The organism is Mesorhizobium ventifaucium, from assembly GCF_935822925.1.
GTDB lineage: Bacteria > Pseudomonadota > Alphaproteobacteria > Rhizobiales > Rhizobiaceae > Mesorhizobium > Mesorhizobium ventifaucium.
Map to the genome: position 1 here is coordinate 3,150 of NZ_CAKXZS010000032.1, position 14,681 is coordinate 17,830.

Consider the following 14,681-nt stretch of genomic DNA (forward strand, 5'->3'; position numbering starts at 1 on the left):
GGCTTCATCTGGCGCGCTTGCGAGACGGTTCTTTGCTGACCAGGCAGATCGAACTGCAAAAGTTCGTCCAACCGCTTGAGTCGTGGCGTCAGGACCTTCATGGACGGCGGGTCCCGCCAGATTGCCAAGTTTTCGCCCGCCGCCGACGCAGTCTCATGCGCCGCCTTCGCGCTCACGATCATCTTTGTACCCAGATCCGAGCGCACGAGAACCTTGGCTTCTGGCGCCGAGTCGCTGATGGCCGCAGCGGCTTGCGGCTCGGGCCGCCGGGCCGCCGAACTCCCAGCGCCGGCGGCCGGCTTGTGATTGCCTTTCCCTTTCTTGCGCGCTGCGGTGCCTTCGGTCATTGCAGCCTTGCCGGGAGCTTCGGCTGGTATCGGAGCGCCAGCGTCGGGCGGCAGTGCAACGGCTGGCGGCTTCGGCTGCAGTCCCAGCAACTGCATGACCTCGTGCCCGACGATCCACGCGCCTTCCACGATCTGGCTCAACAGTTCCAATGGGAGGTCGGCACTTGTTTGGTGATCGTTTAGGGCGGTCCGGATGACTTGCAACTCGGACGCAAACTCCGAAAGCCGCTCGATGACTCCTTCCAAAACGGCGCAGTGATCTGCGTCGAGTGGGTGCCCACCGCTGCTCAGAACAGCGTTCTGTGTCGAAAGGAATGCCGGTAAAACGTCGCCGCTGAAGGCTTCCAGCAGACGCACTCGCCCATTCTCGACCATGAGGATTTCCCTGACGCGTGCGTCGAACGTGCTCGCCTGCGGCTCAATCTTCGCCCGCGCGAGATAGATCCGAGATTGCAGATATACGAGCTTGCTATGCACTACCGAGCCGGCTGCCAGCCGCAGCGCGGCCTCTTCTTCCCGCCGCATCCCGGCTGTTGCACTTGGCAAGCTGGCAGTGGCGAACCAGGCGGCTCGCCCCTGTTCGCTGTGCGCTACGTTCTTTTTCCACCAATCCACGCAGGCCACATGCGCCTCCACCACACTCTCCGGGGTATCGGTGGATTGAGTCAGCCCGAACTCTAATTTCTTAATTTTTGCTTGCAATTCGTGGATAGTCGGTTCGGCAAGGCGGCTATATTCTTGCAGCGACTGCCACACGAGGTAGCGGCACTCAATCACCTTGCCGTCCTGAATTGCCCGCGCCACAGCCGGGGCTAGGCTCCTGTAGTGGTCCAGAGCTGCTGAGCCTGCATGGATGACCTGATCGACCGGCCCTTGCACGCCCGGTTCTTGCATGGCCGCCTTATAGCGAGCGACCGCTACCGCGAGCAGAATGTCCATTCGTCGCTTTTCCTTCATTTCTTCGTCTGACAAGGAAAAGGGGACTGTCACATCCGAAGTTGGCGGCTCGCTGGCGACCGGTGCCAGGGCGGCCGCACCCTCCGACGTTGAGTGAACACTGCGCCGCCGCGAATTGGCTGGACGTGCCGCGCCAGCTGCATGCCGCGCAGGTTCCAGGGTTCGGCCTACGCCAACGACTGGACCAGACGGCCTGTCGCGCAGGGCATCATCGGCACCGCGAACGGAGGGCGTCCTTCTATCTATATTCACGGAGCGCATCTGCTCCACGACGGCATGGAACGCTTGGCCGCCCTGCCCAGGGGCAAGACTTGATTGCGATCGCGAACTGCTCGCCTCCCCCGCACTGCTGGCTCCCTTTTCAGTCCGCGATCTTCCAGATCGGCCAATGCCCGTCATATTCCGTCTCCGTTATTAGGCGAGAATGTCTATGCTGTTAGGGGCCGATGTCGCTAAGCCCTCGTGTAACAAGGCATTGATGAGCGCAATCGCCAGATGGCACGTGGCATGGCGTCTCGGAAACAACGGCATCTTTTCCTCAGCCGTCCCGGTCAGCCGGGGCCCACGACGGCCAAAGTGCACCTTCACTAGCCGCCCAAGATCGGCCAGCCTCGCACGCGATCGCAACCCATGGAGGTCAGTTGGCACGCTCCCGTTTCCGGGCACTACTCTTCGTGCACTTACACCGAAGATCGGCTGCCGCCTTGAACCGCTTCGGCAAAACTCATCGGCAACGCGCCCCACAACCTTGACTTCCTGATTTGCTTGTGTGCCGCCGGCTCGAACTGATTTGCCTCGTCAGCTTCGCAATGCGTGTCTAATGCGGATCGGACGGGTACCAATTGCTATGCCAGCATTTGCACTGCTATCTTTACGTTGGCTTCGGGTCGGTTAGGCACGGCAAGTCTAGATAAACCGCTTGGCTGACGATTAGCTGACGGAGGGTTCTTCTGGACGCCGACATCCGACCTCAAGCGTTTAACCATTGACGACAACAGGCTGGGTCTACACCGGCCTGCAAAAGCGCTGGGTCAGGTCGTCGGGGTTGCGGAGACGCTGTCACTTTATCTAGGGTTACGTGAGGGGACAAAACGCTGTAGCACAGGCTCGGTTCCAAGCCTGAGACAGCGTCGAGGTGACAGCGACGTATGTGGCATGCAGAGCTTTGGAGCCGACAGAGATCGCCCGTGCTGACACGGGCTGCCTCTGCGGCTCTCCAGCTCTGATCGGCTGAATTCACGCACAATCCGCCGTGGAGCAAACGCCCTTGGATCTCGCTGGATTCGGCGGCGAGCCTGAGCTCCTCGGTGTGACGAGAAGGAGGAGCGCCGTGCTGTCAAATGGAGGCGAAACGTCGTTCCCGTTCGTCATGGGCCGGAAAAGCCCGAAGTTGGTGGTGTGACCTGGGTGCGGTGATGCGCCCCCGCGTCCAGCTACTAATGAAAATCACCGAGGGGGTTATGCTGCGATCAGATCATCGCTGCCCTCAGCAGCATCTGCCGATGCTGAGGTGAGATATCGTCCGGAAGTGCAGTTGTGCTGTCGACACTGCCGCTTGCTCTGGCGCAGGTCGGTATCTGAAGACGCTCCGGCCAAGCAAGGGCTCGGAGTTCGCCTATCGCGGCCTCAGCCCGCCACCGCGAGAAAGCTGGGAATATCTGCGTTGCGGCTCCATACAATGATATCATAGCAAGGAAGCCTTGGAAATTTGTCGGAAGAATGTCGGCGGCTGTCAGGCTCCTGTCAGGCCCTATTCCTGCTGCAGAGCGCAATGCCTACCTTTACCGCTTTGCAGGAGCCCGAACCCTGCTCGATCATTATTCTCCGGTAGCCGCTTTTTTGTCCAGTCTCGTCAGGTTCCCGAAAGCTCCTGCTCGTAGCTTGATGAGATTATCTTTGGGCGTCGCCGTCGATTGAAACGGATGCAGGAGTACTTGATGATCGCGGGAATTGGGAGTGGAGTTGGCAACATCGTTTCCTTGGCCAGTAGGGGGCGTGGAGATCCGAACAGCCAGCCACAGGACCCGTCCACTGGCCAAACTGGTCACAACAAGCCGGTTGGCGGGAATGATGACCCGAACAAGCCGGTTGGCGGGAAAGACGACGATAGCAAGCCGGTTGGCGGGAAAGATCCGGTGGAGAGTCAGACCATCTCTGGGGATGAAGCGCAAGCTCTAGCTGAAGCCTTCGAAACAGTTCTCCACTCCGTTGCGCTAACTATTTTGAACGATGCCATGGCTGATGCCGACGAAGCGCTAGCAGACACTGAAGAGGATGCCTGACGCTGGATGGTCCGCGTCAGGAGGTGGGTGCCGTGGTAACGGCACAGTTTCAACAGAAAGGAAAACAATATGAGTAAAGCAGGTACGGCTACCAGTGCGGCTGGTACTGGCACTTCGATGGCTGCAGACGTAGCTACCAAAACCGCTGGGAATGCGGCTTTCCAGGCGCAAATCGCCGAGCTAACGGCGGTTAGCTTGGAGGCTACGGCTAGGAGTATACAGCTGCGCACCGTTACGACCAACCTCAACACAATCAAGAAGGCGGCCGACGAGCGCGTTCAGTAGTGTTGGAAGCGGGGCTCTAGGGTAGCCCTGATCGCGTCGCCAGGTGGCGCGATGTGGAACCGAAATGAGCCGCACGGCAATTGCCGTGCGGCTTCTCTCTTGTTCGGGAGGTCATCCTTGAATGACGCCGTTTCTCTTAATTTCGAAGTTCTGTCGGGGCTCTATTGCGGATTGACAGGTAAGACTGCTCTCGAAACGAGCTTAATCGGCAGCGGCTTAGACGCCGATATGATCTTCGTCGAGCAAGGATTGGCACCGCATCATTTTCGTATAACTCTTCTTGGCAACTCGATCGAGGTCGAGGCGCTTGCAGCCGGACTCAGCATCAAGGGTAAGCGGAATATCGCCGCGGGCGACTGCGCTGTGGTGCCACTTCCTGCCGTCGTTCTCGCAGGCGAGATGTCCATTCTCTGGTCCGTGCAGGATGAAGTGCCAAGTGGTCCGATCGGCATACCACGCCTCTCGATGCGTGTTCTGGCCATGGTAATAGTCAGCTCTCTAGCGGTCGGTACGCTCTCAGCCATTTTCTCCTATAACGGGGACGGTGGTGCATCGAGACCCAATTCACCCAGTGTCAATCATGAGTCGAAGCGAACCAATCACCGCGCCAACGACCAGATTGCGGAGGCAGCGGCCAAAGAGCTGCAGGAGGAAGTCGATAGAGCGGGCCTACTCAATGTTAAAGTCGGCTCGGCAAGGGGTGCTGTGACAGCGGAGGGTACCGTCACGTCTGAAACAGTCATCGGTTGGCGGAAGCTCCAGGAGTGGTTCGATCATCGCACCAAGGGCGCTCTAGCACTGGTCAATGGAGTGCTCATAAAAGATGAAAAGGCGCCATCCGCAATCGCAGTTGAAGCCGTTTGGCATGGTCCCCAACCGTATCTTATCATAGATGGTGAGAAGTATTTTGTTGGCGCCGTTCTGGATGATGGGTGGACGGTCGACAGGATCGAGGACGGTCGTGTGCTGCTGAGCCGTAATGGCCGCCTTGCTGCTCTCCCGTACTAGTCCGCACCTACTAATCAGAATTGTATGGCCAGCAACCATTCTGCCGCGCCCGGTACCGACAAACCTGGACAGACGAAACACCTGCTGACCAGCCAACTTCGCGCATGTCTCTGGTTCTCATGCACAGCCTGCCGCTGGCCAATGTGGACGAGGCTCTCGGACTTCGAATGCTACGCTTCACTGCGTAGCAGAATAATTCTCAAGCGATCGTAAAGGGGCCTCGATGGCCAACGTCCTGCGTAACTTCATCAAGCGTTCGCCGGCCAACCCGGACCTAATGGTCGCGTTGATGCTGCTTCTGGCTATCGCTATGATGGTCATGCCTATCCCGATCGTGGTGGTCGACGCGCTGATAGGATTCAATATGGGATTGGCCATCCTGCTGATGATGGTTGCCCTGTATGTCAGTACTCCACTTGATCTCTCCTCTTTGCCCGGCATCATTTTGCTTTCCACCGTATTCCGCCTGGCCCTCACCGTCGCAACGACGCGCCTGATCCTGGCCGAGGGGGAGGCAGGCGCCATCATCCATACGTTCGGCGATTTCGTGATCTCGGGCAATATCGTGGTGGGTTTCGTCATATTTCTGGTCGTCACCATGGTGCAATTCATGGTCCTGGCGAAGGGCGCCGAACGCGTAGCAGAAGTGGCGGCGCGCTTCACGCTCGACGCTCTGCCGGGAAAGCAAATGGCGGTCGACGCAGAGCTACGCAACGGCCACATCGATGCCAACGAATCTCGCAGGCGGCGCGCCGCATTGGAGAAGGAAAGCCAACTCTACGGCGCGATGGATGGCGCGATGAAATTTGTGAAGGGCGATTCCATCGCCGGACTGGTGGTTATCTTCATCAACATGCTGGGTGGAATATCGATCGGCCTGCTCTCGAAGGGCATGTCCTTCGGCGATGTGCTGCATCACTATACTCTGCTAACGATAGGCGACGCATTGATATCGCAGATTCCGGCCCTGCTGCTCTCAATTACAGCGGCGACCGTCGTCACTCGTGTCACTGGGGCGGCGAGGGTCAACCTTGGTACCGAAATAGTGAATCAGCTCACGGCCAGCAAGCGACCATTGCGGGTGGCAGCTTGCGTCCTGGTTTTAATGGGGTTCGTTCCTGGCTTTCCCCTGCCCGTCTTTTTGATATTGGCCGCAATCTTCGCCGCGATAAGCTTTGTCAAAGGCGATGTTGTCGATACCAGAACTGGAGCTGCAGGCGACACTCAAAAGCAAACCCCGCCCGCGCAGGAATATCCGATCGCTTTCTTCCTTGCGCCAGACCTGATGCAAGCGATCGAACAAGTCGAATTGCAGCAGGAGATTGCGCGCGTTTCGCAACTAGTCTCAGCCGATCTAGGCATTGTCGTTCCCCCCATCCCTATCACCGTCGACCAGCAGTTGCTGGAGGCGCAGTTTCGAATAGACATCGAGGGCGTGCCAGTTGAACAGGATGTGTTAGATCCGAGCCAGCTAGTGCTCAAAGACGATGTGGCGAACATCGAATCGAGCGGTATCCCCTTTCGGCGTGATCCAAAAACGGACAGACTCGTGGCCGACCAAAGCCATGCACCGGCTCTCAAGGGTGCCGGCATCACGCATTACGGTCCTGGCGAATTCCTCGCGTTGCGCATCCATACAGCGTTGACCCGCTTCGCACCGCGGTTGGTCGGTATTCAGGAGACCCGCCAATTGATAGGCCGAATGGAGCAGGACTATTCTGATCTGGTGAAGGAGGTGCTGCGCACCACGCCGATCCCTCGGATTGCGGATGTGCTGCGCCGGCTCCTGGATGAAGGCATCCCGATCCGCCACACGCGGCTTCTCTTGGAAGGGTTGGCGGAGTGGAGTGAACGTGAGCAAAACGTCGCCCTGCTCACGGAATATGTTCGTTCTGGTTTGAAGCGGCAGATCTGTCACCGCTATGCCAATACAGAGGGCATTGTGCACGCCTTGGTCGTCGAACGTGAGAGTGAGGATGTGATGCGTAGTGCAGTTCGGGATTCGGCTGCAGGTCCCTTCCTCGTATTAGAGGATCGGCAAAGCGAAGCGCTGCTGTCACAGATGCGTCAGATCCTTTCGAACGCAGCACCGGGTCAGACCCGCCCTGTCGTTTTAACCTCAATGGATATTCGACGCTTCGTCCGCGGCTTTTTCACCCGAAACGGGATCGATCTTGCCGTGCTGTCTTATCAAGAGCTCGCCTCCGATTTTACAATTAAACCGGCCGGTTCCGTCAAACTCCCGCCTGGACTGATCAGTGGTCTGTCAGATTAAAGCCAATCCGCCTTGCAACGACTGAGTAACATCTCCCCGTTATAATTGAGGATCAAACATGAATTCATACCAGAATACAGCTGTCAGACCATTTAGGTCTTTTCGTCTGAACTCACTTCTCTTTTCTGTACTCGCAATGCTGCCTCTCGGCGGTTGCGTAAGCTTGGACAGGCCTGCTCTTTCACTGAAGGAGACGTCATCCCCAGAGCTGCTCAACGCCAAGCAAATCGATCCGGCTATGCGCGAACGCATCTTGCGGGCAGTCGGCCAGGATGCTCAAGAGCGGGCTTTGCGCGATGAGCTGAAGCAGCACCCGGACAATGTCGATGCGGCGATCCGTCTCACGAATGCGTTGGTGGCCCAGAAGCGCGCGCATGAGGCGCTTCAGGTAGTCGACACGGTCTTGGTTGCGGCCCCAGGAAATTTGCGCGCATTGAACGCGAAGGGAGTGATCTTGGACCTTGATGGGCGGCATGACGCAGCACAGGTGCTGTATCGGCAAGCTCTCGAAACAGAGCCTGGGAATGAGATGGTGCAGCACAATCTCAACCTGTCGCTTACGCTTTGAAGGAAGTCCGGACGGAGTGCGTTGGCGCGGTCCGCCTAGCTGTGCACATGCACCGCATTGCATGCACATATCAGAGCCTCGCAATCCGGCTCTTATTTCATCGAGAGGCAACCGCCAGCTACTGCCATTCGCCAAGACTGATGTCGGAGCATCACCAGAAGCTCAGCTCAGCAGCTCGTTTTGTGGGCGTTTGCCGGCACGCAACGCAAGAGGGCCACAAAGGCCCGGGAACGAAAGGTGACGCGGTCGCTCTTGAAGAGAGATACTCGATGCCCTCATTGTGAGGCTGACCCGCAAGCAAGATCGTCGCGGCGCGGCAGCTTTAGCTGTGCGTCCTTCTAGGAGCCGCGCCGAACTGCTGGGCCTTCGAACCTCAAGCACCGCATCGTTTATCGGCATCTGCTTAAGGATCATGGCGTCGCGCAGCCGAGCGAGACGCGTCGAGGTCGATCCGCAGGCTTCAACTCCTTGGCCGCCGCCAAGTGTTCAAGCTACTTCTGCGTGGGAAAGGGGTAGTCTTCATGCAATCGATGGAAATAGCGGCTTTTCCGTTACCCAAAGCCTTGGCCAGTCTCTGTGGCTCGGACAACATCACGTTGAGCCGGACAGTTTTGTCGTGCGCGTCTTGCATTTGCGCAGGCGTGAGTAGGACGCGTCGACGAGGGTCATTCAGTGCGGCGAGACAGGCCTGCATCTCGGTGACCTGCGTTTGCAGGAGCTCGACCACGGTGCCCACGGCGTTTTCGGCGTCCTCTGGCTTCATCTGGCGCGCTTCCGGACCAGGCAGATCGAACTGCAAAAGTTTCTCCGCCCGTGTGACTAGTTTCTTCAGGGCCTCCCCCGGCACCGGGGCTTGCCACATCTCCAAATCTGCCGCCCAACTCGCATGCGCTTCATTCGCGCTCACGAGCTTCTTCGTGCCTGGATCCGAGCGCACGAGAATCTTGGCTTCTGGCACAAAGTCATTGACGGTCGCCACGATTCGCGGTTCCGGCTGCCGCGCGGCCGAAGCCCCGGCGCCAGCTGGCAGCTTGATGATGGCTGGCGCGTTCGGCTGCAGCGCGAGGAAGTGCATGACCTCGTGCGCAATGATCCTGGCATCGTCCACGATCTGGCCCAAATGTTCCAATGGGAGGTCGGCACCTGTTTGGTGATCGTCTAGTTTGGTCCGAATGTGCTGCAAGGCCGTCGCAAAATCCGAAAGCCGCCCCATGACTCCTTCCAAAACAGCGCAGTGATGTGCGTCGAGTGGGCGCCCATTGCTGCGCAGAACAGCGTCGCCCGTCGAGAGGAATGCCGGAAAGACGTCGCCCATGAAGGTTCCCAGCAGACGCACTTGCTCGTTCTCACCAATGAGAATTTCCCTGGCGCGTGCTTCGAACGTGCTCGCCTGCCGCTCAATCGTAACCCGCGCGAGAGCGATCCGAGATTGCAGATGCATGAACTTGGTATTCAGCGCCCAGCCGGCGCGCAGCCGCAGCGCGGCCTGCTCGACTTGCCGCATCTCGGCTGTTGCACCTGGTAAGTTGGCAGTGGCGGCGCAGACGGAGCGCATCATTTCGCAGCGGCGTGCCTTCTTTTGCCACCACTCCATGCAGGCCGCATAGTGCGTCGCCACGGTGGAAGCGGCTTGGCTCAGCTGGTCGCGTGTGGCGTTGGATTGGAGCAGCGTGAACACTTTAGCCGCACGGTTCCTATGCGCTTCCAGGGAGGAGATAGTACTGGAGCCTTTTGCGTTGCATTTGTCCCCCACGCAAAGGGCATGATCGCGGAGTCGACGGGCCTGATTGTCGGACAGAATGCTACGCGCTACAGACAAGGGCAGGCTCGCTCGGCAGCCCAGAACCGCCGAGGTTGCATCAACGACCCGATCGCGCAGCTCTTGCTTCTTCTCCGAGTCCTGGGCCTGCCCGGCCGCATCACGGCAATCTCGGAGTTCGTCAAGCAGGCCTTGCATTCGTCGCCTTGCTGCGGTGACATCTTCGTCGGTCACGGGAGTGGCACCGACCATACCCGAAGCAGACACCTGGCTTGTGACCGGCGTTGCGGCTCCACGCCCCGACACTGAGCGAAAACGGCGTCGCTGCTCAGTACCTGCGCCTGGCCCCGAGATTGCACGTAGCGCAGTATCCAGGATCCGGGGTGTAGCAGCCGGGCCAGCGAAGACCTTCGTGCATTGGGGACGGATGACGTCGTTCTATCGAGGCACAGAACGCATCCGGTGGGCTCCCCACGGATACCACCTGATTCCAAGCGTGAACTGCTCGATCCGGCCCCAGCATTCCCAATGCGCGATCTCCCAGTTCGGCCAAGGCCCGTCATATTCCATCTCCAGGTCGGCAATAGGCTGTCATGACGTTGAGGGCTGATGTCGCTCAGCCCAGTGCCTCAGGGCTTGCACCCCGAAACTTTGGTGGGTTGGGTATTGCTCTCAAGTTTGCGGAGATTAGGAGCGGGTCGGTCGCACACCGCCTTTCACAGGCACCGTTGCTCGCCGTGACGCCGATGGGCTGCCACTGGAACCTGCACCGGCTAGGTGCATCCGGCCGAACGAACGGTTCCGCAAATCCCTTCCGGCGTTTTTGCTCGATGGCCAGCAACTGATTTGTTTCGTTAGCTTCACCAATTGGGCCAGTGAAAATAGGAACGAGCCAGCAGTTCGACCATACATTACGTCCGCACCCCATGTTTCGCATTGAGTTCAGCCTGAATAGGCGCGGCAGGTTTGATAGGCCGTGTGGCTGACGTCTAGCTGACGAAGGGGCTTCTCCCGGATGCACTAAAGACGGTGCGACCTAGCCTAAGCATCAGCGGTCAGGATCAGGATGCGGCTCACTGCGGCCCGAGTTGTGTACGTTAAGTTCCGCAATAAGCGGCTTGGCATTCAGCGATTACACTGGCGGCGCCGCACAGCCCCGTCTTAGCGGAGCGGCGGTACAATGCGGCCGCGTTAGGCGGCCCTAATTGAATGACGCGGTCAGCTTGCCTCGGATCCCTGACATCTGCTTTTCGGGGCGTCGCACCTGATTTTTTCAGAAGAGATGCAGGGTGGTTCGATCCGGCACTGACCCTTGAGCGGGGGGCTGGTTTGAGCCGGTGCCAGACCGAACCGTCTCAGGGCAACGCCGGCTATCTCGTGGAAGATTGGGACAACGCCGCGGCTAAACGGTGGCGATAATGTGTCACGGAGTCACCAATTCCAACACGCACTTCGCAAATGTGACTAGACGTTTCGGAAACGGCGCAGCGCAGCTGGCTTTGGCCAGAGCTCTGCAGTTCGGCCGCGAAAACGCGAACCTTGGCTGTGGGACTGACCGATCACTGCGGTCGGATGGAAGAAGGAACACTCCCAATTGATTCCGCAGCTCGACGGGCGACACACACCACCGTGACCAGCAGGTGCGGCTCGACTGGAATCGACCAGACCCTCAGGAAGGACTCAGACTGGCAGCCACTGAGTGGCGCGATCATCTTGCCGGTTGCCCTAGCCTACCTGAGCGACGCGGATGAACGCCACACTTGGCTGTTCAGGCAAGCGCCGGGCACCATCGCCCCTGTCGCGTCGGACCCAGGTCCTCACAGGCAACGTTCTGGGCGGCCGCCGCAACGAGATGCTCCTTAAGGGTCGACCAGAACTCCTGAATGCTGAGACGATCGCAAGCAATGGGGCCAATGGTGGGCCTGTATTTTATCCTCATCGGACCAGCCGCCAATCTTATCCGATGGCCTGCTTGCAACAGATCCTTCAAAGAAAATCGTAGACTCTTAGCACTCCAAACCGCTGGGAATGGTTATCCTTTCATCTGACGCAAGTGGGTTCGAGACCGTGGCGCCGTGTACCGAGCCAAAAACTTCAGCTCGGGTTTAAGCAATGCCGGCAAGAGCACCCACGTTGGCCGGGGAAACGAGTGCCATGCGGTCGAGCGGACAAGAAAATTGCCTCTGAAAGGCCTGGAGGACGCTAAATGGACGGAAGCAATAGGACGACTGCCCAACCGATGATGAAACTGGTCAGGAGCCTAAGGGCGGCTGCTCATCTTGATCGGCTTCGGATCCTGGGACTTTGCGCGCATGCGGACCTCACCGTCTGCGAGCTGGCAGAAGTTCTGGCTTTGCCCCGCGAGCACGTTATGGGACATGTCCGACAGCTCGCCAGAGCCGGATTTCTCGGCAACGAACAACGTCCGCGGCCCTCGTACCATCTCGAAGCAGCAGGAAGGGATGGTGGCCTAGTTCAACTGTTGGTCGATCTTCTGCCCCACGGCGATGGCTATCACAGACAAGACCTAAAACGCCTGGAAGCGATACAAGGCGCACGGTCCAAGGGGACCGGCTGCATGTCTTGAAATAGGATTAGTCCAATTGGAGCGCGAAACTGCCATGGACAATTCGGCCGGCGGCGCCATCACGCAGCCCGACACTTACGGGCGGCCTCACCTTGCCGCCGTAGATTGTCGCGTTCACGAACTGCTTCTAAGACAGGAGCGCCAGGAGCGGACAACTCTCAAACTTATCGCCTCCGAGAACTTTGCCTCCTCCGCGGTGTTGGAAGCGACCGGGTCGATTTTCACCAACAAGTATGCCGAGGGATACCCCGGTGCGCGCTATTACGCCGGAAACGAGATCGTCGATGAGCTTGAGAGCCTCGCTATCGAGCGCTTGAAGGCGCTATTCGGCTGTGAACACGCTAACGTCCAGCCATATTCCGGCTCGCCGGCCAATCAGGCTATCTATCGAGCACTGTTGAGTCCGGGGGACAAAATGATGGGCCTGCCCCTTCCCAGTGGCGGCCATCTGACTCACGGTTGGGCAGTCAACTTCTCCGGCACCGATTATCAGCGAGTCCCATACGGGCTGCACGAAAAGACGCAGCAGATTGACCATGACCGCTTGCGCGAGACGGCCAAGCGGGAACGCCCGAAGCTAATTTGGGTCGGCGGAACTGCTTATCCGCGCATTTTTGACTACGCGGCAATGGCCGAAATCGCTTCGGAGGTGAACTCCTACCTGGTGGCCGACATCGCCCACATCAGTGGCCTAATTGTCGCAGGAGTGCATCCGAACCCCGTGCGCCATTGCGATGTGGTCAGCAGCACCTCTCACAAGTCGATCCGGGGCCCCCGCGGTGGCTTCATTTTGTCCAGGAATGAAGACCGTTATCAGGCGCTCTACCATTCGAAAAGCAACCACAATCTTGCCAAACGCATAGACCGTGCCGTGTTCCCTCTCCTGCAGGGCGGACCGCACATGAATACTATCGCCGCGCTAGCTGTCGCTCTGCACGAAGCAGCGAACCCGTCCTTCCGTGTCTACGGTCAGCAGATTGTTAAGAACGCCAAGGCTCTGGCCCAGGCGCTTCTGGAGCGGGGTTATGACCTGGTCACCGGGGGGACTGACAATCACATGCTGATCCTTGATCTTCGGGACCGGCCGCTGTCCGGCAAAGCCTATGCCGAGCGGTTATCGCAAGCAGGTATCATTACAAATTTCAATATGGTGCCGGGCGACTGGCGGCATCCGGCGCTCACAAGCGGCATCCGCTTAGGGACGCCAGCCGTAACGTCCGTGGGCATGGGCGAGGCGGAAATGGTGCAGATTGCCGCTTTCATCGACCTGGTTTGCCGCCAGCCCGATGATCCGGACGTCCATGCCTGCGTGCGGAGAGACGTTGCCGACTTCTGCGCCGCATTCGACGTCCCTGGCATGCCCGACAGGTAAGACGGCCAAATCAAGTGTTACACCTAACTACAACATCTGAAGCGAGGACATTTCATGACCAGGCAATTCGTGTTCTCTTCCGAATCCGTCGGCGCAGGACATCCCGACAAGATGGCCGACAATATCTCAGATGCCGTCCTCGATGCGATCCTTCGTAAGGATCCTGAGGCTCGCGTCGCTTGTGAAGCGTTGGTGAAGTCGGGATTGGTCGTTCTGGCTGGCGAGATCACCAGCCATGCGCAGATCGATTACAGCCAAGTTGCCCGCGATACCATTTTGGATATTGGATATGACGACGATGCCATCGGCTTTGACGGTCGGCGTTGCGCGGTGGTCCTGGCCCTAACCGAGCAATCGGCCGACATCAGCCAGGGCGTCGACGAGGGACGAGGGCAGGATCTCGAGCAGGGAGCTGGGGATCAAGGACTCATGTTCGGTTACGCATGCAACGAGACCGAAACATTGATGCCGGTGCCAATCCAACTCGCTCACGATTTGACAAAAAGACAGGCAGAGGTGCGGAAAACGGGACGGCTTAGCTGGCTGCGCCCTGATGTGAAATCTCAAGTCTCCGTCCGCTATGAAGGTCTGCGCCCCGTGGCGATTGATACCATAGTCCTGTCGACGCAGCATGACGGGGAGGTCTCACAAGCCACGGTCCGCGAAGGCGTCATTGAGGAGATCATAAGGCCGGTCTTGCCCCCCGACTTGGATACGACGGGGATAAGGTTCCTGGTCAATCCAACAGGCCGGTTCGTGGTCGGTGGGCCGCGCGGCGACTGCGGGCTCACCGGACGCAAGATCATCGTCGATTCCTACGGTGGGATGGGGCGTCACGGCGGCGGCGCCTTTTCGGGCAAGGACCCGTCCAAGGTTGATCGCTCGGCCGCCTATGCGGCGCGGTACGTCGCAAAAAATGTCGTTGCAAGCGGCCTTGCGGATGTCTGCGAGGTTCAGCTTGCCTACGCGATCGGTGTGGCCGCGCCGGTGTCTATCCTGATCAATACCTTCGGGACCGCAAAGATCGACGAAAAAAGGATCGAGCGCGTCGTTCTTGAGCTTTTCAATCTCCGACCGAAAGGCATCATCAAGATGCTTGATCTCTTACGCCCAATATACCGCAAAACCGCGACATACGGACACTTCGGCCGCGAAGAGCCGGAGTTCACGTGGGAAAGGACGGACAGAGCTGAGGACCTGCTGCGTGAGGCAGGACCGGCAGCAGCGTGATGCGCCGATGT

7 protein-coding genes and 1 pseudogene are annotated in these 14,681 nt (G+C 58.7%); 6 read left to right on the top strand and 2 right to left on the bottom strand.

Going from position 1 to position 14,681, the window contains the following annotated elements:
• Positions 1-1,286, bottom strand: a pseudogene (locus NMG70_RS33345) (hypothetical protein); the annotation flags it as partial.
• Between the two features lie 1,955 nt (positions 1,287-3,241).
• Here NMG70_RS33345 and NMG70_RS25235 point away from each other — a divergent pair.
• The 4 genes from NMG70_RS25235 to NMG70_RS25250 all read left to right on the top strand — a co-directional run bounded on the left by NMG70_RS25235 (position 3,242) and on the right by NMG70_RS25250 (position 7,722).
• Positions 3,242-3,586, top strand: a complete 345-nt coding sequence (locus NMG70_RS25235) for a nodulation protein NopC (RefSeq protein ID WP_254027039.1) — start codon at positions 3,242-3,244, stop codon at positions 3,584-3,586.
• Between the two features lie 402 nt (positions 3,587-3,988).
• Positions 3,989-4,879: a SctD/MshK family protein gene (locus tag NMG70_RS25240; RefSeq protein ID WP_254027040.1), complete on the top strand. Its 891-nt coding sequence runs from the start codon at positions 3,989-3,991 to the stop codon at positions 4,877-4,879.
• Positions 4,880-5,102: 223 nt separating this feature from the next.
• Positions 5,103-7,154: a type III secretion system export apparatus subunit SctV gene (sctV, locus tag NMG70_RS25245; protein ID WP_123149069.1), complete on the top strand. Its 2,052-nt coding sequence runs from the start codon at positions 5,103-5,105 to the stop codon at positions 7,152-7,154.
• A 58-nt stretch (positions 7,155-7,212) separates the two neighbouring features.
• Positions 7,213-7,722, top strand: coding sequence for a tetratricopeptide repeat protein (locus NMG70_RS25250; RefSeq protein ID WP_254027041.1), 510 nt, complete (start codon positions 7,213-7,215; stop codon positions 7,720-7,722).
• A gap of 460 nt (positions 7,723-8,182) precedes the next feature.
• Here NMG70_RS25250 and NMG70_RS25255 read toward each other — a convergent pair whose 3' ends face one another.
• A complete protein-coding gene (locus NMG70_RS25255) occupies positions 8,183-9,715 on the bottom strand; it encodes a hypothetical protein (protein WP_254027042.1) in 1,533 nt (510 codons plus the stop codon).
• A 2,387-nt stretch (positions 9,716-12,102) separates the two neighbouring features.
• On the opposite strand from NMG70_RS25255, the gene glyA reads away from it, so the two are divergent.
• Both glyA and metK read left to right on the top strand, forming a co-directional pair.
• Positions 12,103-13,440 carry a serine hydroxymethyltransferase gene (gene glyA / locus NMG70_RS25260; RefSeq protein ID WP_254027043.1) on the top strand — a complete coding sequence of 446 codons (1,338 nt, stop codon included), beginning with the start codon at positions 12,103-12,105 and terminating at the stop codon, positions 13,438-13,440.
• 54 nt (positions 13,441-13,494) lie between these two features.
• Positions 13,495-14,670, top strand: a complete 1,176-nt coding sequence (gene metK / locus NMG70_RS25265; RefSeq protein ID WP_254027044.1) for a methionine adenosyltransferase — start codon at positions 13,495-13,497, stop codon at positions 14,668-14,670.
• Positions 14,671-14,681: the final 11 nt, after the last annotated feature.